Annotated in this window: 17 protein-coding genes; 12 read left to right on the top strand and 5 right to left on the bottom strand. The window is 72.4% G+C overall.

Annotated elements, in window-relative coordinates; all coding sequences use genetic code 11:
- Nucleotides 1–13 precede the first annotated feature (13 nt).
- On the bottom strand, nt 14–988 hold the full coding sequence (locus tag ACFZBU_RS22350) for a DUF389 domain-containing protein (RefSeq protein ID WP_391585384.1): 975 nt from the start codon (nt 986–988) through the stop codon (nt 14–16).
- 19 nt (nt 989–1,007) lie between these two features.
- Nucleotides 1,008–1,976 (bottom strand): type I pantothenate kinase, encoded by a 969-nt coding sequence (gene coaA / locus ACFZBU_RS22345; RefSeq protein WP_391585383.1) that lies wholly within the window; start codon nt 1,974–1,976, stop codon nt 1,008–1,010.
- Between the two features lie 93 nt (nt 1,977–2,069).
- Between coaA and glmS the strand changes: the two genes are divergently transcribed.
- Nucleotides 2,070–3,920: a glutamine--fructose-6-phosphate transaminase (isomerizing) gene (glmS, locus tag ACFZBU_RS22340; protein ID WP_391585382.1), complete on the top strand. Its 1,851-nt coding sequence runs from the start codon at nt 2,070–2,072 to the stop codon at nt 3,918–3,920.
- A 99-nt stretch (nt 3,921–4,019) separates the two neighbouring features.
- Here the strand turns inward: glmS and ACFZBU_RS22335 are convergent, their stop codons facing one another.
- Nucleotides 4,020–4,559 (bottom strand): MarR family winged helix-turn-helix transcriptional regulator, encoded by a 540-nt coding sequence (locus ACFZBU_RS22335; protein ID WP_391585381.1) that lies wholly within the window; start codon nt 4,557–4,559, stop codon nt 4,020–4,022.
- Between the two features lie 112 nt (nt 4,560–4,671).
- On the opposite strand from ACFZBU_RS22335, the gene ACFZBU_RS22330 reads away from it, so the two are divergent.
- The 6 genes from ACFZBU_RS22330 to tsaE all read left to right on the top strand — a co-directional run bounded on the left by ACFZBU_RS22330 (nt 4,672) and on the right by tsaE (nt 10,756).
- Complete coding sequence (locus ACFZBU_RS22330) at nt 4,672–5,643, top strand: EamA family transporter (protein ID WP_391585380.1); 972 nt, start codon at nt 4,672–4,674, stop codon at nt 5,641–5,643.
- Between the two features lie 155 nt (nt 5,644–5,798).
- Nucleotides 5,799–6,167: a holo-ACP synthase gene (locus ACFZBU_RS22325; RefSeq protein WP_391585379.1), complete on the top strand. Its 369-nt coding sequence runs from the start codon at nt 5,799–5,801 to the stop codon at nt 6,165–6,167.
- Nucleotides 6,168–6,179: 12 nt separating this feature from the next.
- Nucleotides 6,180–7,646 (top strand): NAD(P)H-hydrate dehydratase, encoded by a 1,467-nt coding sequence (locus ACFZBU_RS22320; RefSeq protein WP_391585378.1) that lies wholly within the window; start codon nt 6,180–6,182, stop codon nt 7,644–7,646.
- Between the two features lie 130 nt (nt 7,647–7,776).
- Nucleotides 7,777–8,937: an alanine racemase gene (gene alr, locus ACFZBU_RS22315; RefSeq protein ID WP_391585377.1), complete on the top strand. Its 1,161-nt coding sequence runs from the start codon at nt 7,777–7,779 to the stop codon at nt 8,935–8,937.
- A complete protein-coding gene (locus ACFZBU_RS22310; RefSeq protein WP_391585376.1) occupies nt 8,934–10,076 on the top strand; it encodes an alpha/beta fold hydrolase in 1,143 nt (380 codons plus the stop codon). Before alr ends, ACFZBU_RS22310 begins: the two co-directional genes overlap by 4 nt.
- A 161-nt stretch (nt 10,077–10,237) precedes the next feature.
- Complete coding sequence (gene tsaE / locus ACFZBU_RS22305) at nt 10,238–10,756, top strand: tRNA (adenosine(37)-N6)-threonylcarbamoyltransferase complex ATPase subunit type 1 TsaE (RefSeq protein WP_391585375.1); 519 nt, start codon at nt 10,238–10,240, stop codon at nt 10,754–10,756.
- Between the two features lie 54 nt (nt 10,757–10,810).
- On the opposite strand, the gene ACFZBU_RS22300 is transcribed toward tsaE, so the two are convergent.
- Together ACFZBU_RS22300 and ACFZBU_RS22295 are read right to left on the bottom strand one after the other, a co-directional pair.
- Nucleotides 10,811–13,135: a transglycosylase domain-containing protein gene (locus ACFZBU_RS22300; RefSeq protein ID WP_391585374.1), complete on the bottom strand. Its 2,325-nt coding sequence runs from the start codon at nt 13,133–13,135 to the stop codon at nt 10,811–10,813.
- 180 nt (nt 13,136–13,315) lie between these two features.
- Nucleotides 13,316–13,939 carry a L,D-transpeptidase gene (locus ACFZBU_RS22295; RefSeq protein ID WP_391585373.1) on the bottom strand — a complete coding sequence of 208 codons (624 nt, stop codon included), beginning with the start codon at nt 13,937–13,939 and terminating at the stop codon, nt 13,316–13,318.
- A 212-nt stretch (nt 13,940–14,151) separates the two neighbouring features.
- On the opposite strand from ACFZBU_RS22295, the gene tsaB reads away from it, so the two are divergent.
- The 5 genes from tsaB to ACFZBU_RS22270 all read left to right on the top strand — a co-directional run bounded on the left by tsaB (nt 14,152) and on the right by ACFZBU_RS22270 (nt 18,254).
- Entirely contained in the window at nt 14,152–14,835 is a 684-nt protein-coding gene (gene tsaB / locus ACFZBU_RS22290; protein WP_391585372.1) for a tRNA (adenosine(37)-N6)-threonylcarbamoyltransferase complex dimerization subunit type 1 TsaB, read from the top strand.
- Between the two features lie 378 nt (nt 14,836–15,213).
- Nucleotides 15,214–15,702, top strand: coding sequence for a ribosomal protein S18-alanine N-acetyltransferase (gene rimI / locus ACFZBU_RS22285; RefSeq protein WP_391585371.1), 489 nt, complete (start codon nt 15,214–15,216; stop codon nt 15,700–15,702).
- Nucleotides 15,695–16,738 (top strand): tRNA (adenosine(37)-N6)-threonylcarbamoyltransferase complex transferase subunit TsaD, encoded by a 1,044-nt coding sequence (gene tsaD / locus ACFZBU_RS22280; protein ID WP_391585370.1) that lies wholly within the window; start codon nt 15,695–15,697, stop codon nt 16,736–16,738. The genes rimI and tsaD overlap by 8 nt, the downstream gene beginning before the upstream one ends.
- A 45-nt stretch (nt 16,739–16,783) precedes the next feature.
- On the top strand, nt 16,784–17,059 hold the full coding sequence (locus tag ACFZBU_RS22275) for a hypothetical protein (protein WP_391585369.1): 276 nt from the start codon (nt 16,784–16,786) through the stop codon (nt 17,057–17,059).
- Nucleotides 17,060–17,354: 295 nt separating this feature from the next.
- The gene (locus ACFZBU_RS22270) at nt 17,355–18,254 is read left to right on the top strand and encodes a polysaccharide deacetylase family protein (protein WP_391585368.1); all 900 of its coding nucleotides are present in this window, start codon (nt 17,355–17,357) and stop codon (nt 18,252–18,254) included.
- The last annotated feature ends 51 nt before the right edge of the window (nt 18,255–18,305 follow it).

The following is an 18,305-nucleotide window of genomic DNA, read 5'->3' as shown; positions in this document are numbered from 1 at the left end:
AACTCCCTCGGCATCAGGAAGACTTGGCGATCCCCGTCGACGCCGGCGGGGGTCGCCGCTTGCCGTGTGCGGCCTGAAGGCTCCACAAGCCGCGCTGGACGAGCAGGGTGAGGGTGCCCGCGAGCACGATGCCGGCCAGGTTCAGGCCGAGTTGGCCCATCGAGCCGGCCGCCTGCGCGTAGTCGGAGTACCGGATCGCCACCGCGGCGTTGGCCGCGGCGGGCACGGTGGTGACCGAGATCAGCACGCCGATCAGCGCGCCGGACTTGGCGCTGGTCAGCGAGAGCATGCCCGCGACGCCGGCGAGCAGCGCGACCCAGAACGAGAGCCAGTCCGGCTGGAAGATGAACTCGGTGAGCGGGCGCGGGCGTTCGAGCATGTCGCGGTCGAACAGGCCGAGCACGTCCATCAGTGCGGTGAACCCCATGGTGGCCGCCATCGCCACCGGGAAGCCGACCAGCAGGGCGAGCGCACTGCGGCCGGCGAGCCGGGGCCGGCGCTGTACCGCGGCCACGCACAGTCCGGCGAGCGGGCCGAACTCCGGTCCCACCACCATCGCGCCGACGATCAGGATCGGGTTGTCGAGCAGTACACCGCAGGCCGCGATCATGGTGGCCAGGGCCAGGAAGGCCAGGAACGTCACGGAGAGCACGGACTCCTCCGAGGTGGCCTCCTCGATCTCCTCCCACACTACGGCGTCGGCGCTGTCGCCCGGCGCGTCCTGCTCGGCCCGGTCCGCGGACCGGGACAACATCACGTCCAGGTCCTCGAGCGCGATCGAGCCGTCCTCGTGCAGGTCCAGCGCACGCAGTTCGGCGAGCACCGTGCTGGTGGCCTCGCGGGCGAGATCGCAGGCGATCACGTCGCCCGCGGGCTGCACCGCGGCGCCCGGCCACACCACCAGGTGGGTGGCGCCGGGTTCGGTGAGCAGCAGGTCGCGGACCGCGGCACTGCGGTCGGCGGGCACGATCAGGCGTAGATGAAACATCCCGTGAAGGTACTCGGGCTCACAGCTTGCGCAGCCGCAGTCGGCTCACCGAGTGGTCCGCGTCCTTCTGCAGGACCAGGGTGGCCCGGGCGCGGGTGGGGCGGATGTTCTGCACCAGGTTGGCCTCGTTGATGGTGGCCCAGGTGTTCTCCGCGTAGCGGAGCGCGTCCTCGGGGGTCATCACCGCGTACTTGCGGAAGTACGAGGCCGGGTCGCGGAACGCGGTCTGGCGCAGCTTGACGAAGCGTTCCAGGTACCAGCGGCGGATGTCCTGGGTGCGGGCGTCCACGTACACGCTGAAGTCGAAGAAGTCGGACAGCGCGAGCCGGGGCCGGCCGTCCGCGGTGGGCGACGCGGGTTGCAGCACGTTGAGGCCCTCGACGATGAGGATGTCGGGCCGGTGGATGGTCAGTCGCTCGTTCGGCACGATGTTGTAGGTCAGGTGCGAGTACACCGGCGCGGTGACCTCGGGCTTGCCCGCCTTGACGTCGGCGACGAAGCGGACCAGGGCGCGTCGGTCGTAGGACTCCGGGAAGCCCTTGCGGTGCATGATCCCGCGGCGCTCCAACTCCTCGTTGGGGTAGAGGAAGCCGTCGGTGGTCAGCAGTTCGACGTGCGGGTGGTCGGGCCAGCGGGCGAGCAGTTCGCGCAGGATGCGCGCGGTGGTGCTCTTGCCCACGGCGACGCTGCCCGCGACGCCGATCACGAACGGTATCCCCGGGTTGTCGCCGTTGCCCAGGAAGGTGGTCAGCGCGCGGCCGAGGCCCCGGGTGGCGCCGACATAGAGGTTCAGCAGCCGGGACAGCGGCAGGTAGACGTCGGAGACCTCGTCGAGATCGACCACGTCGCCCAGGCCGCGCAGGCGCTCGAGTTCGTCGGCGGTCAGCGGGAGCGGCGTCCCGGCCCGAAGCCGGGTCCAGGCGGCGCGGTCGAGTTCGACGAAGGGGGACAGGTCGCGAGCCGGCCCCTGAGCCGCGAAGGAGTGCACGTGTCCATTGTCCCGAGTGCGCGCCCGCGACCCGTCGCCGGGCCGTCGAACGTGTTTCCGCCGGCCCGATGTCGACCCCGTAGGCTGGCCCCCATGTGCGGGATTGTGGGATATGTGGGCGCTCAATCGGCGCTGGATGTGGTCATCGGCGGGCTCAAGCGGCTGGAGTACCGCGGCTACGACTCGGCCGGGGTGGCCGTGCTCTCCGACGGTGCCCTGGTGAGCGAGAAACGCGCGGGGAAGCTGGCGAACCTGGTGGGTGCGCTGGCCGAAGCGCCGCTTCCGGTGGGGACGTGTGGCATCGGCCACACGCGGTGGGCCACGCACGGTGCGCCCAACGATGCGAACGCGCATCCGCACCTGGACAACGCGAGCCGGGTCGCCGTCGTACACAACGGGATCATCGAGAACTTCGCGGCGCTGCGGGCCGAGCTGGCCGAGCGCGGGCACAAGCTGAGCTCCGAGACGGACACCGAGGTGGTCGCGCACCTGCTGGCCGAGGAGTTCCCGGGCGCGGGCCGGGACCTGGCCGAGGCGATGCGCCGGGTGTGTCGCCGTCTGGAGGGCGCGTTCACCCTGGTCGCCGCGCACGCGGACGCCCCGGACGTGGTGGTCGGCGCGCGTCGCAACTCGCCGCTGGTGGTCGGTCGCGGAGTGGGCGAGAACTTCCTCGCCTCGGACGTGGCCGCGTTCATCGAGCACACGCGCGAGGCGATCGAGCTGGGCCAGGACCAGGTGGTCGAGCTGCGCCGGGACACGATCACGGTGACCGACTTCGACGGTGCGCCGGCGGTGTTTCGCGAGTACCACGTGGACTGGGACGTGTCGGCCGCCGAGAAGGACGGCTACGACTACTTCATGCTCAAGGAGATCGCCGAGCAGCCCAAGGCGGTCGCCGACACGCTGCTCGGCCGGATCGGCACCGACGGGCGCCTGGTGCTCGACGAGGTGCGGATCGCGGACGAGGTGCTGCGCGAGATCGACAAGGTCGTGATCATCGCCTGCGGCACGTCCTTCCACGCCGGGCTGATCGCCAAGTACGCGATCGAGCACTGGACCCGGGTGCCCTGCGAGGTCGAGCTGGCCAGCGAGTTCCGCTACCGCGACCCGATCCTGGACCGGCAGACGCTGGTGGTGACCATCTCGCAGTCCGGCGAGACGATGGACACCCTGATGGCCCAGCGGCACGCCCGCGAGCAGGGCGCCAAGGTGCTGGTCATCTGCAACACCAACGGCTCGACGATGCCGCGCGAGGCGGACGCCGTGCTGTACACGCACGCCGGTCCCGAGGTCGCGGTCGCCTCGACCAAGGCGTTTTTGACCCAGCTGGTCGCGTGCTACCTGGTCGCGCTGTACCTGGGTCAGGTGCGCGGCACCAAGTGGGGCGACGAGATCACCGAGGTGATCGAGCAGCTCGCGGCGATGCCGGAGATGGTGGAGAAGGTCCTGGACACGATGGAGCCGGTGCGCGAGCTGGCCCGTTCGCTCAAGGACGCCGGTTCGGTGCTGTTCCTGGGTCGGCACGTGGGCTACCCGGTGGCCCTGGAGGGTGCGCTCAAGCTCAAGGAGCTGGCGTACATGCACGCCGAGGGCTTCGCGGCGGGCGAGCTCAAGCACGGCCCGATCGCGCTGATCGAGGAGGGCCTGCCGGTGGTGGTGGTGGTTCCGTCGCCGCGCGGGCGCTCGGTGCTGCACGACAAGATCGTGTCCAACATCCAGGAGATCCGGGCGCGCGGCGCGCGCACCATCGTGATCGCCGAGGAGGGCGACGAGGCGGTCGTGCCGTACGCCGACCACCTGGTGCGCATCCCGGTCACGCCGGTGCTGCTCCAGCCGCTGGTGTCCACCGTGCCGCTGCAGGTGTTCGCGTGTGAGCTGGCCACCGCCAAGGGCCACGAGGTGGACCAGCCGCGCAACCTGGCGAAGTCGGTCACGGTCGAGTAGTTCGACCCGGCCCGCCGGCCGCCCCGTGCCTCCTCGAACGAGGAGGCACGGGGCGGCTTTTGCGTGGTGGGGCGGGGCTTCCGGGGGCGCTCGTCCGGATCAGCCCAGGTGGGTGTCGCCCTGGGCGATCAGGAGCTTGCGCAGCAGGCCGTTGAGCTGGTCGCGCTCGGCCTCGTCGAGCACGGCGAGGAAACGCCCCTCGTTCTCCAGGTGGCCGAGCAGGATGTCGTCCACGAGCCGGACCCCCTCCGGAGTCAGCTTGACCAGGACCGAGCGGCGGTCCTCCGCGCTGACCGAGCGCTCCACCAGCCCCTTTTTGGTGAGCTTGTCCACCCGGTTGGTGATCGCGCCGGAGGTCACCATCGCCGAGCGCAGCAGGGAGCCGGCGCTGACCCCCTCGACGCCGCCGGAGCGGCGCAGGGTGGCCAGGACGTCGAACTCGGAGAAGTCGAGCCCGTACCGGGCGAAGTAGGTGCGCAACGTCTGGTCGATGTGCCGGCGCAGCCGGTTCATCCGACCGACCGCCGCCATCACGTCCAGGCTGCTCGGTTCGATGTCGGGGCGCTCGCGGTGCCATTGGTCCCACACGTCGTCGATGGCGTCGCGGGTGTCCACGTCGTGTGTGTCGAGTTCGGTCATGGCACCAATTTATCTCAACGCTCATCTACTTGACGCTCGCAGATCCAAGGTATTTACTTATCTCAACGTTCAGATAGTCACTGCTCGCAAAGCTAACGTTGAGGTGAAAGTCATGGCGGTTCAGGGTGGTAGCAAGGGACTCGGTCGGGTGGGGATGCTCCTGGCGACGGCCGTGGCCCCGGCCACGTGGGGGACCACCTACCTCGTGACCACGCAGATGCTTCCGGCGGACCGCCCGCTGCTCGCCGCCGGCGTGCGGGCGCTGCCCGCGGGCCTGCTCCTGGTCGCCCTGTCCAGACGGCTGCCGACGGGGGTGTGGTGGTGGCGGTCGTTCGTCCTCGGCATGCTCAACGTGGGGCTGTTCTTCCCGCTGATCTTCGCCGGCGCCTACCGGCTGCCCGGCGGGGTCGCGGCCACGATCGGCGCGGTGTCGCCGCTGATCGTCGCGGGCCTGTCGTTCCTGATCCTCAAGGTCCGGCCGCAGGCGCGGGTGCTGCTCGCCGGGGTCGGCGGCGTGGTCGGGGTCGCCCTGCTCGTGCTCAGCTCGCAGGCGAGGATCGACCCGATCGGCGTCGGGCTGATGTTGCTGGCCACCACCTTGATGGCGATGGGCGTGGTGATGTCGGCACGCTGGGGCCGGCCCGAGGGCGTCTCGCTGCTCGCCACCACCGGTTGGCAGCTGACCGTCGGCGGCCTGGTGATCGTCCCGCTGATGTTCGCCGTCGAGGGCATGCCGCCGGTGCCCACCGGCCGCAACCTGCTCGGCTTCGGCTACCTGGTCCTGATCGGCACCGCCCTCGCCTACGTGCTGTGGTTCCGCGGCATCGAGCGCCTCGGCGCCGGCGTGGCGTCCTTCCTCGGCCTGGTCAACCCGGTGGTCGCCACCCTCGCCGGCCTGGTCGTGCTGAGCCAGACGCTGACCCTGCTCCAGGTGCTCGGACTGGTGATCGCCCTGGGCGCGATGCTGCTCGGACAGCGGCAGCCCAAGCGCCGCACCGAGGTGCGGGTCGACCTGCCGGTCACCCGGGTCGCGGATGTCGAGACGAAGGAGCGCAACCGGGCCGAGGTCGTCGAGGCCTCGTGACCCGGCGGCACGACCACACGGCGAGCCCACCGGGCCGCATCCCCTGCGGGATGCGGCCCGGATGCGTGTGTGCCCGGACCCGGGTGGGCTCGGCCCGGGCACAGTCCGCGGTGTTCGCAGGCGGTGTCTGTGGGCGGTGTTTGTAGGCTCTGGGTGTGATCATCGGTGTGGGTATCGACGTGGCGGACATCGCGCGGTTCGGGCAGTCGCTGGAACGGACCCCGGGGTTGGCCGATCGGCTCTTCACCGAGGGCGAGCGCTGGGTGCGCCCCGGACAGGAACGCGGCGTCGCGTCGCTGGCCGCCCGGTTCGCCGCCAAGGAGGCACTGGCCAAGGCGCTCGGCGCGCCCGGCGGGCTGCACTGGTGCGATGCCGAGGTGACCACCGGGGAATCCGGCCGGCCACTGCTCGCGGTCCGTGGCACCGTGGCCGCCCGGGCCGCCGAACTGGGCGTGCGGCACTGGCATGTGTCGCTCAGCCACGACGCGGGCATTGCTTCCGCTGTCGTGATCGCCGAGGGCTGAGGGGGCGTCCGCATGCGGGCAGCGCACGAAGTCGGACAGGTACGGGCCGCGGAGGCCGCGCTGCTGGCCACGCTGCCCGAGGGCACGCTGATGCGGCGCGCCGCGGCGGGACTGGCGAACACGTGCGTACGGGTGCTCGATCGGGTGTACGGCGCGCGGGTCGCACTGCTGGTGGGCAGCGGCGACAACGGCGGGGACACCCTGTACGCGGGCGGCCTGCTGGCCCGACGCGGCGCGCGGGTGGATGCGCTGCTGCTCGCGCCGGAGCGGGCCCACCCGGGCGGCCTGGCCGCGGCGCGGCGGGCCGGGGTGCGGGTGTGGGACGCCCGCGAGCCCTCCCGGTCCGACCTGATCGACCTGCTCGGACGGGCCGACCTGGTGCTGGACGGGATCGTCGGGATCGGCGGCCGCGGTGCGCTGCGCCCGCCCGCGCCCGAACTGCTCGCGCACGTACGGGATGCGATCGTGGTCGCCGTCGACGTGCCCAGCGGGGTGGACGCGGACACCGGGCGGGTCGAGGGCGCCGCGGTGCGCGCCGAGGTGACGGTCACGTTCGGCACCTACAAGCCCGGCCTGCTGGTCGACCCCGGCGCGGGACACGCCGGGGTGCGGCACCTGGTCGACATCGGGCTCGACCCGCACCTGCCGGACCCGCGGCTGACCGTCCTGCAACACGCGGACGTGGCCCGACTGTTGCCCGAGCCCTCGGCCGAGAGCGACAAGTACTCCCGCGGGGTGCTCGGCGTGGTCGCCGGCTCGCCCAGATATCCCGGCGCGGCGGTGCTCGTGGTCGGCGCGGCCGTGCGCGGCGGCGTGGGCGCGGTCCGCTGCACCGGCCCCGCGGACGTGCTGGGCCCCGTGCTCGCGGCCTGGCCGGAGACGCTGGCCACCACCGCGGCGCCCGCCGACGCGGGCCGGGTGCAGGCGTGGGTGGTGGGTCCGGGACTGGACACCGATCCGGACGCCGAGGCGCGCTGGACGAACGTGCTGCGCTCGCAGGTGCCCGTGCTGGTGGACGCGGACGGGCTGACCCTGCTGGCCCGGACGAAGCCCGGCACCTGGTCGGCCCCCGCCCTGCTGACCCCGCACGCGGGCGAGGCGGTGCGCCTGTTCGCCGCCGCCGGCATCGAGACGACCCGTGAGCGGATCGAGGCCGAGCGGCTGGAGCACGCACGTCGACTCGCCGCGCTGCACGACTGCGTGGTGCTGCTCAAGGGCACCACGACGGTGGTCGCCGCGCCCGACGGCCGGGCCCGGATCAATCCCACCGGTACACCGTGGCTGGCCACCGCGGGTAGCGGCGACGTGCTCTCCGGCCTGGCCGGCGCGCTGCTCGCGGCGGGCCTGGACGCGCTGGACGCCGGTTCGGTGGCCGCCTATCTGCACGGCCTCGCCGCCCGTGCGCTGCCCGGCCCGGTGACCGCTCCGGACCTGATCAGGGCGCTGCCCACGGTGTGGGCGGACGTCACAGGCCCGTGACAGGGACGCCGGCCCGGCACGGGCCTGCCACACTGGGACTCTCGAACTCCGGGACGCCCGGTCCCGGATCCGTCCGGGACCACGGTCCGGACTCTCGTCGCTGACCGTCGTCGGAAGGACCACCAGCCACATGCGTGCCGAGGCGCGGATCGATCTCGATGCGATTCGGGGCAACATCGCGGCCGTGCGCGCCCGAGTGGGCTCGGCGGCGGTGATGACCGTGGTCAAATCGGACGCCTACGGGCACGGCATGGTCCCGTGCGCGCGAGCGGCCCGCGAGGCCGGCGCCACGTGGTTGGGCACGGCGGTGGTCGAGGAGGCACTCGCCCTGCGCGCGGCGGGCGACACCGGCCGGGTGCTCACCTGGCTGTGGACCCCCGGGGACAGGTTCGAGGACGCGGTGCGCGCGGACGTGGACATCTCGGTGAGCGGGCTCTGGGCGATGCGCGAGGTGGTGGAGGCCGCCCGCGCGGCGGGCCGGACCGCGCGCGTGCACCTCAAGGCCGACACCGGCCTGGGACGCAACGGCTGCACGCCCGCCGACTGGCCGGCCCTGGTGGACGCCGGGCTCAAGGCGCAGGCCGACGGCTCCGTCGAGGTGGTCGGCCTGTGGTCGCACTTCGCCTGCGCGGACGAGCCCGGGCACCCGTCGGTCCCGGCCCAGTTGGCCGAGTTCACCGCGATGCTGGCACACGCCGAGGGCTGCGGGGTCACCCCCGAGGTGCGGCACATGGCCAACTCGCCCGCGACCCTGCTGCTGCCGCAGGCGTACTTCGACCTGGTCCGGGTGGGCCTGGTCAGCTACGGCCTCTCGCCCGTGCCGGAGGTCGGCGGCCCCGCCGACTTCGGGCTGCGCCCCGCGATGACGCTGGCGGCCGGCCTGGCCGGGGTCAAGCGGGTGCCCGCCGGGCACGGCGTGTCCTACGGGCATTCGTGGATCGCGCAGCGGGACACCACTCTCGCGCTGGTGCCCACCGGCTACGCGGACGGCATCCCCAGGCACGCGAGCAACGTCGGCCCGGTCCTGGTGGCCGGCCGCCGGCGCACCATCGTGGGCCGGGTCGCGATGGACCAGTTCGTGGTCGACCTCGGTGACGACGACGCCGCCGCGGGCGACGAGGCGATCCTGTTCGGCCCGGGCGACCGGGGCGAGCCCACCGCCGAGGACTGGGCCCGGGCGATCGACACGATCAGCTACGAGATCGTCACCCGGATCGGCGCGCGGGTGCCTCGCGTCTACACCGGAACAGCCGGCAGCGGAACGGCCGGCACCGGGACGGTCGCGCCGTGACCACCCCCGTGCCGAGCGGCTCCGGCGGTGGGCGGGCGCTGGGCCGCCGGGCCGGCATCCTGGGCGCCGCGGTCGGCGTGCTCGCGGCCGGTGCCGCCGCGGGCGTGGCGATCGAGCGGATGACCGTCGGGCGGGCGTTCCGCCGGCGCACCGAGGCCCAGTTGGACGCGCTGGCCGAGTTCGGCACGCTGCGCGGCGAGTCGCGTGTGGTCACCACCGGCGACGGCGTCGAGTTGTACGCCGAAGTGGACGGCAGACTCGACGCCGCGGTGACCGTGGTGCTGTGTCACGGCTACTGCCTGGACATGGACTGCTGGCACTACCAGCGGGCCGAACTGCGCGAGGAATACCGGCTGGTCCTGTACGACCAGCGCAGCCACGGCCGGTCCGGCCGCGGCGCGCCGGAGACCTCGACGATCGACCACCTCGGCGCGGACCTGTACACGGTGCTGACCGAACTGGCGCCCGAGGGGCCGCTGGTGCTGCTCGGCCACTCGATGGGCGGGATGACCATCATGGCGCTGGCCGATCAACATCCGGAACTGTTCGGGGACCGGGTGATCGGCGTCGCGCTGATGAACACCTCGGCGGGCCGCTGGGCGACCGTGACGCTGGGCATCCCGGCGGCCGGCGCCCGGCTGGTGCACCGCGTCGCGCCGGGATTGTTGCGCACGCTCGGCCGCCGGGCCGCACTGGTGGAGGCGGGTCGGCGGGCCGCCCGGGATCTGGTCTACCTGTTCACCGAGCGGTACGCGTTCGACTCCGAAGTGGACGCGACCCTGGTGCGTTTCACCGATCGGATGATCTCCGGCACCCCGATCGACGTGATCGCCGAGTTCTTCCCGGCCTTCGAGACGCACGACAAGCTGGCCGCGCTGCCTGCGCTGGCGGATGTACCGACGCTCGTGGTGGCCGGCGAGGGGGACCTGATCGCGCCGGCCTCGCACAGCGAGGCGATCAAGGAGGCGCTGCCGGACGCCGAGTTGCTGGTCGTGCCGCAGTCGGGACACCTGACCCCGCTGGAGCACCCGGAGGTGGTGAACGCGGCGCTGCGCGAGCTTCTCGCGCGCGCCGTGCGGGCACCGAAGCGGCGGGTCGGGCGATCCCGTGGGCACACGTGCGACGAATCGTCCGCATAGGTCGGAATCGACGGAGAGCGGGATCCTGATGGACAGTGATCTCGAGCGGTGATCCCGAGTCGCGACCCCGAGCACGATCGGGGCCCGATCGGGGACGGCGGACCCGAGGCGGTTCGGGCCCGCGAGTTCGGTCTGGTGGGAGTGCTGAAGTGGTGCGAAGTGTGACGGTGACGGTCGGCGGCGGTGCGGACACGCGCGCGCTCGGCACACGCCTGGCGAAGCTGCTGCGGGCCGGCGACCTGATCGTGTTGTCCGGCGGGCTCGGCGCGGGCAAGACGACGCTGACCCAGGGCATCGGGGTCGGCCTCGGCGTGCGCGGCGCGGTGACCTCGCCGACGTTCGTGATCGCCCGGGTACACCCGTCCGAGGTCGGCGGGCCGGCCCTGGTGCACGCGGACGCCTACCGGCTCGGCGGGTCGGCCGACGTCACCGCCGAGATCGACGGCCTGGACCTGGACGCGTCGATGGAGGAGTCGGTGACCGTGGTCGAGTGGGGCGAGGGCATGGTCGAGGAACTGACCGAGGACCGCCTGGAGATCGCCATCGCGCGCGATCAGGTCGGCGCGGATGCGCTCGCGGGGAGCCCGACCGACTTCGCCGGCGACGAGGTGCGCACGATCGTGGTGACCGGGGTCGGCGCCCGCTGGGCGAGCGCCGACCTGGACGCGCTGAACGGCTGATCTGCCGACCGCCCGACCGCCCGACCTGCCGACCGGTTTTCCGGGGGCGACGGATCACGGGCCGGGTGCCGCCGGCGACTCGGGTGCGGTCGGGACAACGGGCGAGTTCGGGGCCCGGCTGGGCGGGCGGCTGGTCGCCGCGCCGCCGGAGCCGGTCGGCCCGGCCGAGCCGGCCGGCGGACGGGTGCCGGTCGCCGGGGGTGTGCTCGGCGGCGCGGTGGTGCCGGTGTCGCCGCCGGCCGGCGGGCTGCTGCTCGCGGTGGCCGGGGCGCTGGGCGTGGCGCTGGAGGTGTCCGGCGGCACCAGGCTGGTGTCCGCGCCGCCGAGGCCGCCCGAGGTGTCCTCCGGGAACTCGGCGACCGGATGCCCGGCGAGCGCGGCCCGCATGTAGGTCGTCCACATCCGGGTCGGCAGGTTGCCGCCGTCCACCCGGGCCAGCCCGGCCACCCCGGACATGGACAGGAACGCGTGCGTGTTCGCGTCCTCGCGGAACATCCCCATCGAGGTGGCCAGGTCCGGGGTGTACCCGACGAACCACGCCGCGCGGTTGTCGTCGGTGGTGCCGGTCTTGCCCGCCGCCGGGCGGTTCAGCGCCTGCGCGCGAGAACCGGTGCCACCGTCCACGACACCGCGCAGGACCTGGGTGACGGCGTTCGCCTGCCGGTCGTCGTAGGCGTCCTGCACGTCGTGCTCGGGCAGGTCGATCGAGTCGCCGGACCGGGTCAGTTTGTCCACCGGATAGGCGTCGCGCTGCTTGCCCTCGGCCGCGAAGGTGGCGTACGCCGAGGCCATGTCCAGCGCACTGGGGGTGGAGGTGCCCAACGAGACGGAGGGCACCGGTCGCAGGCCCGGCGTGCTCGTGGGCAGTCCCGCGTCCACCGCGGCCCGCACCACCCGGTCGGGGCCGACGTCCATGCCGAGTTGGGTGTAGACGGTGTTCACCGACCTGTCCATCGCCCGGGCCAGGGTGATCTGCCCGTAGCTGACGCCGTCTTCGTTGCCGGGTTGCCACGGCACGCCGTCCTCGAGCACGGGCCTGCCGTTCGGGTAGCGGATCACCACGTTGTCGTTGCCGTTGTACATCGTGCGCGAGCTGATCCGGTCGCGCCTGCCGTCGCCGTCCTGCACCCCGTCGCGCAGCCCCGCCGCGAGCACGAACGGCTTGAACGTGGAGCCGACCTGCACGTCGCGGCGGGTGGCGTCGTTGACGAACTGCCTGACGTAGTTCGGGCCGCCGTAGACCGCGACGATCCGCCCGGTACCCGGCTCCACGGACGCGGCGGCGACCCGCACGCCGACGTCGGCCGAGCGCTCGGCCGGGTCCAGCGACTGGGCGAGCTGGTCCTGCACGGTCCGGTACAGCGCCTCGGTCCTGCCCTTGTCGAACGTGGTGGTGATCGCATAGCCGCCCGCGTCGAGGCGGTCCTCGTCGACCACCTTGTGGTCGAGCAGATAGCGCTTGGCCATCTCCACCAGGTAGCCGTTGACGCCGGCCAGGTTGGCCGCCGGGCGCGGGTCGACGGGTTCGGGGAAGACCATGCCGGCGCGTTGTTCGGGAGCGAGCCACTTCTCCTTGACCATGCCGTCCAGCACGTAGTTCCAGCGCGCGAGCACCCGCCGGCGGCCCGCCTCGGTGCTGTCGCGCACGTCGTTGGCACTGGGCGCGTTCAGCAGCACCGCGAGGTAGGCGCCCTGCTCGACGGTGAGTTGCCCGACGTCGATGCCGTAGTACGCCTGTGCGGCGGCCTCGATCCCGTACGTGCCGCGGCCGAAGTACACGCTGTTGAGATAGCCGGCGAGAATGTCGTCCTTGGAGACGGTGCGATCGAGCTTGACCGAGATGATCGCCTCCTTGAACTTGCGCGCCAGTGTCTGTTCCTGGGTGAGGTATACGTTCTTGACGTACTGCTGGGTGATCGTCGAGCCGCCCTGGAGCCCGCCCCCGCCGCCCGCCGCGTTGCGCAGCAGGGCACGCACGGTGCCGGTGATCGAGACACCGGAGTTGGAGTAGAACGAACGGTCCTCGGCGGCCAGCACCGCGTGCTGCACGTCGATCGGGATCGCGGACAGCGGCACGGTCTGCCGGTTGGTGGCACCGGTGCGGGTGATCTCGGTGCCGTCGCTCCAGTACCAGACGTTGCTCTGTTGCCGGGCCTGGGCGTTGACGGCGTGCGGGACCGGGGTGACCGCGTAGACCAGACCGACGGCGGCGAACAGGCCGGAGAGCACCAGGAGGACGAAGGTGAGCAGGTGCTTGAACGAGGGCAGCCAGCGCCGGAGTCCCTGCCGATTGCTGCGCGGATAGTCGAACAGCCTGCGCCGGGGAGCCGGCCCCTGGACGTCGCCGGGACTGCTCGGGCCGGAGGAGTCGTGCGCCACGCCGCCACCATTTCCTCGGTGCCATTGCCCTGACGGGCCCCTGTCCGGTCAGTCGCGCGTGCCCCGTGGGGCGGTGGGACCGGAGGGATCATCGTCCTGATGATATGGGGGCAATACCTGGAAACAGTCGCAGGGCGGGGCAATGATGGGCGTGGCGTGGCATATCGGACAGAGTGTGGGTCAGGGCACCACGATGACCGGCGTGCCGACCGGGGCGAAGGCCCACAGGGCGGCGCCGTCCTCCGTGTTGGAGCGGACGCCCGCGCTCTGCTTGGCGGGCGGTGCGGAGGTCCGCGGGCGGGCGGTGCCGCTGGGGGAGGGGGTGGACTTGTTGCCGGTGTCGATCTTGTCCAGCGGGGTGTCGGTGGCCGCGAAACCGAGCGGGATGCCCTGTACCGCCCCGAAGCGCACGGAGTGGGTGATCCGCAGGCTGTCGCTGCCGGTCTGCGCCTCCTCCTTCTTCAGGGTCACCTGGTACGAGCCCGGCTGCGGCTTGACCGGCGCGTTCACGACCCGGTACTCGCGCAGCGTGCGCTCGGCCTCGTCGACCAGCCAGACGTGGCTGTCCTTGAGCGAGTAGACGACCCGCTTGCCGGTGCCGGAGTTGGCGGGCACGGGCGGCGGGACGTAGACCGGGGGTGCGGGTGCGCCGGACGCGGCGGACGGCGTCGGCGTGCTCGTGCGCGCTATCCCCCGGTTCTCCGGTGCCGAGTTCGCGGCCTGTGCCGCGAGGAATCCGACGCCGACCAGCGCGGCGATGGTGATGCCCGCGACGGCCACGCCCGGGTTGAGCCGCTTCGCCATTGCCTTGGGTCCCTCTTCCGCCGTGTGGTGGCCTCCATGGTGCCGGCAGGTGCCGCCCGCGCGTCGGAGCCGGGTCCATTTTTCGTTCGCCGCCGGGGCCGACGCGCACCGCGGACGCGGAAGGGCGGTTGCCCGGTGCGGGAGTTGTGTCCTTTTGGGCGGGCGCGGTCGGTCGTGCTCGGAGGGCCGGGTGTGGTCGGTAGCCTGGTGCGGTGCTGCTGCTTGCCTTCGACACCGCGACCCCGGCCGTTACGGTCGCCCTCCACGACGATTCCGGCGTCCTCGCCGACTCCACCCGGGTCGACGCACGTCGCCAGGGCGAACTGCTCGCACCCGGCATCGTCGACGTGCTGCGGGCGGCGGGTCGAACCCGCGCCGAGCTCACCGACATCGCGGTCGGGGTGGGCCCCGGGCCGTACACGGGCCTGCGGGTGGGCATCGTGACCGCGCTCGCGCTGGGCGACGCGCTCGGCATCCCCGTGCACGGCGTGTGCACCCTGGACGCGCTCGCGTACGCGGCGGGTCGGGACGGCACGGTCACCGGGCCGTTCGTGGCGGCGACCGACGCGCGGCGCAAGGAGGTGTACTGGGCGCGGTACGACGCGGCGGGTGCGCGCGTGGCGGGCCCGGCGGTGGATCGGGCGGGGGACCTGGGCGAGGAGGTCCGGGGGCTGCCGGCGGTGGGTGCGGGTGCCGCGCTGTACGCCTCGGCGTTCGGTGACGTGCGGTTGCCGGAGCACCCGGATGCGGCGGCGCTGGCGGCGTTCGCCGTTGAACGGCTGGTGGGGGGTGGCGAGTTGCTTGCTCCCGAGCCGTTGTATCTGCGTCGACCCGATGCGCAGGTTCCCGTGGGGTACAAGGTTGTTACGCCCGCTGGGCCGGGGGGACGGGGCTAGCGGTCGGGCTGGTTCGCCTCATGCGCCGGCGGGGCTGGGTGGCCTCATGCGCCGGCCGGGCTGGGTTCGCCTCATGCGCCGGCGGGGCTGGGTGGCCTCATGCGCCGGCCGGGCTGGGTTCGCCTCAAGCGCCGGCGGGGCTGCTTGGCCTCAAGCGCCGGCCGGGCTTCGTTCGCCTCATGCGCCGGCGGGGCTGAGTGGCCTCAAGCGCCGGCCGGGCTGAGTGGCCTCATGCGCCGGCCGGGCTGGTTCGCCTCAAGTGTCGGTTGGGTGGGTTTGTTGGGTTCGGGTTTTGGTTGGGGTGGTTGGGGTGGAGTGTTTGATGGGCTGGGGTTGGATGCGGTGAGGGCTTGGTTGGGCTGTCGATAGACTTCGGGCATGGAGACCGGGCCTCGGCTGCGGCGGATGCGGTGGTGGGACATCGAGGACGTCATGCGACTCGAGCATGAGCTGTTCGTCGAGGATGCGTGGTCGGCCGGGATGTTCTGGTCGGAGTTGTCCGAGCCCGAGTTGCGCTATTACGTGGTCGCCGAGGACGACGCCGGGGGGCTGGCCGGGTATGCCGGGCTCGCGGTGATCGGGGACGAGGGCGACGTGCAGACGATCGGGGTGCGCCGCGATCGGTGGGGGAAGGGCCTGGGCGCGGTGCTGTTGACCGAGCTGCTCGACCTGGCGGTCGAACGCGGCTGTCGGGACGTACTGCTGGAGGTGCGCGTGGACAACTCCCGCGCACAGGCGCTCTACGAGCGCTTCGGATTCAAGGGGATCGGCGTGCGGCGGGGCTACTACCAGCCCGCCAACGTGGATGCGCTGGTGATGCGCTGCGATCTCCGGGAACGTCGGGAAGGAACGGCCACCGGTGGCTGACGAACCACTCGTCCTGGGCATCGAGACCTCGTGCGACGAGACGGGTATCGGCATCGTGCGCGGCACCACGCTGCTCGCCGACGCGGTTGCCTCCAGCGTCGACGAACACGCCAGGTTCGGCGGTGTCGTACCGGAGGTGGCCAGTCGTGCGCACCTGGAGGCGATGGTGCCGACGGTGCGTCGGGCACTCGCCGACGCCGGCGTCACGATGCACGACATCGACGCGATCGCGGTGACCTCGGGTCCCGGCCTGGCGGGTGCGCTGCTGGTCGGCGTCGCGGCGGCGAAGGGCTACGCGGTCGCGCTGGACAAGCCGCTGTATGGCGTCAACCACCTGGCCTCGCACGTGTGCGTCGACCAGCTGGAGCACGGCAAGCTGCCCGAGCCGTGCATGGCGCTGCTGGTCTCCGGGGGGCATTCCTCGCTGCTTCTGGTCCCGGACATCACCGCCGACGTGCGGCCGCTCGGGTCGACCATCGACGACGCGGCCGGCGAGGCCTTCGACAAGGTCGCGCGCGTGCTCGGGCTCGGTTTCCCGGGCGGACCGGTGATCGACCGGTGGGCGCGCGAGGGCGACCGCTCGGCGATCGCGTTCCCGCGTGGGCTGACCGGGCCGCGGGACGCGCCCTTCGACTTCTCCTTCTCCGGCCTCAAGACCTCGGTCGCGCGCTGGGTCGAGGCCCGGCAGCGGGCCGGCGAGACGGTGCCGGTGGCGGACGTCGCGGCCTCCTTCCAGGAGGCGGTCGTGGACGTGCTGACCCGCAAGGCGATCCGGGCCTGCAAGGAGAACGGCGTCGAGCACCTGATGATGGGCGGCGGCGTCTCCGCCAACTCCCGCCTGCGCGCGCTGGCGCAGGAGCGCTGCGACGCGGCCGGGATCGTCCTGCGGGTGCCGCGGCCGGGCCTGTGCACCGACAACGGCGCGATGGTCGCCGCGCTCGGCGCCGAGATGGTCGCCCGGGACCGGGCGCCCTCCACGCTGTCCATCCCGGCCGACTCCTCGATGCCGGTCACGGTGTCGCAGGCACTTTCGTAGCGGCGCCGAGGCACACGAGACGTCCGAGCGAACGGAAGGGACCGGATGGCGATCGCGGCGATGTGGGAGGCCAGGACCGAGGTCGGTCGGGGGGCGGCGCTGGCCGAGTGGGTGCATGCCTCGGCCCTGCCGGCCGTGGTCGGCGCGCCCGGCCTGGAACGGGTCGAGGTATTCGCCGCCACGGACGAACAGGGCGGCGATCGGGTGGTGGTGATCGCGCTGTGGACCGGTTCGCCGGTGCCGCTGCCCGACCCGCCGGCCACCCTGGTCGCCCGACCGCCGCACGAGTGGAGCTTCGAACGGCTCAGCGTCGGCCCGTGACCGGCGGAGTCGGTCACGGGCCGACACCGGCTCCGGGCGCGCTCTCGGTCCGCGCAACACCCGACCCGCATCCGACGAGGAGGCCATTCGCAAGCCGGACGCGGGTCGAGTGCCTTGGCTGATGGCTGCGTGCCGCCGCACGTGCCATTGGCCTTGCCGGGAGTGTGCCCAGCTCATCGGCTGCTCAACAGTCCTTCGACAGTCCCTTGGACAGGGCTTGTCCGGACCGTGACAGGCCGCCGCGGCGCGTAGCGTGGGCCGGATCCGACCAGGCGAGCGAAAGGCCCCGGCGACAGTGGTGCATCGAACGGTACAAAAGCGGCGGCGTGCGGCCCTCGCCTCGATCGGGGTCGGCGTGGCCGGCCTACTGCTGGTCGCACTGACCGGCTGCGGCGGCTCCGACGACACCGCGTCGGTGAAGGCGAGCGGGCGACCCTCCGACGGCGCGGTCACCGGCCCGGGCCCCGCCAAGCCCACCCCCGCCGCGAAGCCGGACACCCCGGGCGCCGACTCGGCCGTGCTCGCCGCCAAGTGGAACCTGAAGCCGTTCGCGCCGCCGCCCGCACCGCCCGCGGTCAAGCCGATCAAGGCCGGCGGGGCCAAGCCACCGGTGGTGGAGAAGATTCCCACCCAGGAGAAGATCGTGTTCATCACGATCGACGACGGGGCCGAGAAGGCCCCCGAGTTCCTGGACATGATGCGGGACCTGCGGATCCCGGTGTCGATGTTCCTCAACGACACCTACGTGCGGCAGGACCCGGAATACTTCCGCAAGCTCCAGGCGCTGGGCGCCACGGTGCAGAACCACACGCTGTCCCACCCCGACCTCAAGACCCTGAGCGCGGACGCGCAGAAGCATCAGATCTGCGGACAGCAGGACCGGCTCGCCGAGATCTACGGCAAGCGTCCGACGCTGTTCCGCCCGCCCTACGGCAACTGGAACGCGACCACGCAGACGGTGGCCGGCGGCTGCGGCGGGATCGACGCCATCGTGAAGTGGCAGGAGTCGATGCAGATCAACGACATGCAGTACGTCGGGGAGAAGAAGCTGCACCCGGGCGACATCATCCTGGCCCACTTCCGCGGGCCGAGTGAACTCAAGGGCACCACGATGACCGAGATGTTCGGCAACATGCTGCGCAAGATCCAGGCCCAGGGCTACACGATCGCCCGCCTGGAGGACTACATCGGCTAGCCAGGCTTTGTCCGGCGGTCCCGGCGGGGCCGCGGGACGGGCGGAAGGCCG

Origin of the sequence: Embleya sp. NPDC008237 (assembly GCF_042956465.1) — a bacterium.
Lineage (GTDB): Bacteria > Actinomycetota > Actinomycetes > Streptomycetales > Streptomycetaceae > Embleya.
This window is presented reverse-complemented; position numbering and strand designations above follow the sequence as displayed.

Coding starts and splice junctions, on each gene's coding strand:
- ACFZBU_RS22350 (WP_391585384.1), bottom strand. CDS start 988: ATGTTTCATCTACGCCTGATCGTGCCCGCCGACCGCAGTGCCGCGGTC.
- glmS (WP_391585382.1), top strand. CDS start 2,070: ATGTGCGGGATTGTGGGATATGTGGGCGCTCAATCGGCGCTGGATGTG.
- ACFZBU_RS22335 (WP_391585381.1), bottom strand. CDS start 4,559: ATGACCGAACTCGACACACACGACGTGGACACCCGCGACGCCATCGAC.
- ACFZBU_RS22330 (WP_391585380.1), top strand. CDS start 4,672: ATGGCGGTTCAGGGTGGTAGCAAGGGACTCGGTCGGGTGGGGATGCTC.
- ACFZBU_RS22320 (WP_391585378.1), top strand. CDS start 6,180: ATGCGGGCAGCGCACGAAGTCGGACAGGTACGGGCCGCGGAGGCCGCG.
- alr (WP_391585377.1), top strand. CDS start 7,777: ATGCGTGCCGAGGCGCGGATCGATCTCGATGCGATTCGGGGCAACATC.
- ACFZBU_RS22295 (WP_391585373.1), bottom strand. CDS start 13,939: ATGGCGAAGCGGCTCAACCCGGGCGTGGCCGTCGCGGGCATCACCATC.
- rimI (WP_391585371.1), top strand. CDS start 15,214: ATGGAGACCGGGCCTCGGCTGCGGCGGATGCGGTGGTGGGACATCGAG.
- ACFZBU_RS22275 (WP_391585369.1), top strand. CDS start 16,784: ATGGCGATCGCGGCGATGTGGGAGGCCAGGACCGAGGTCGGTCGGGGG.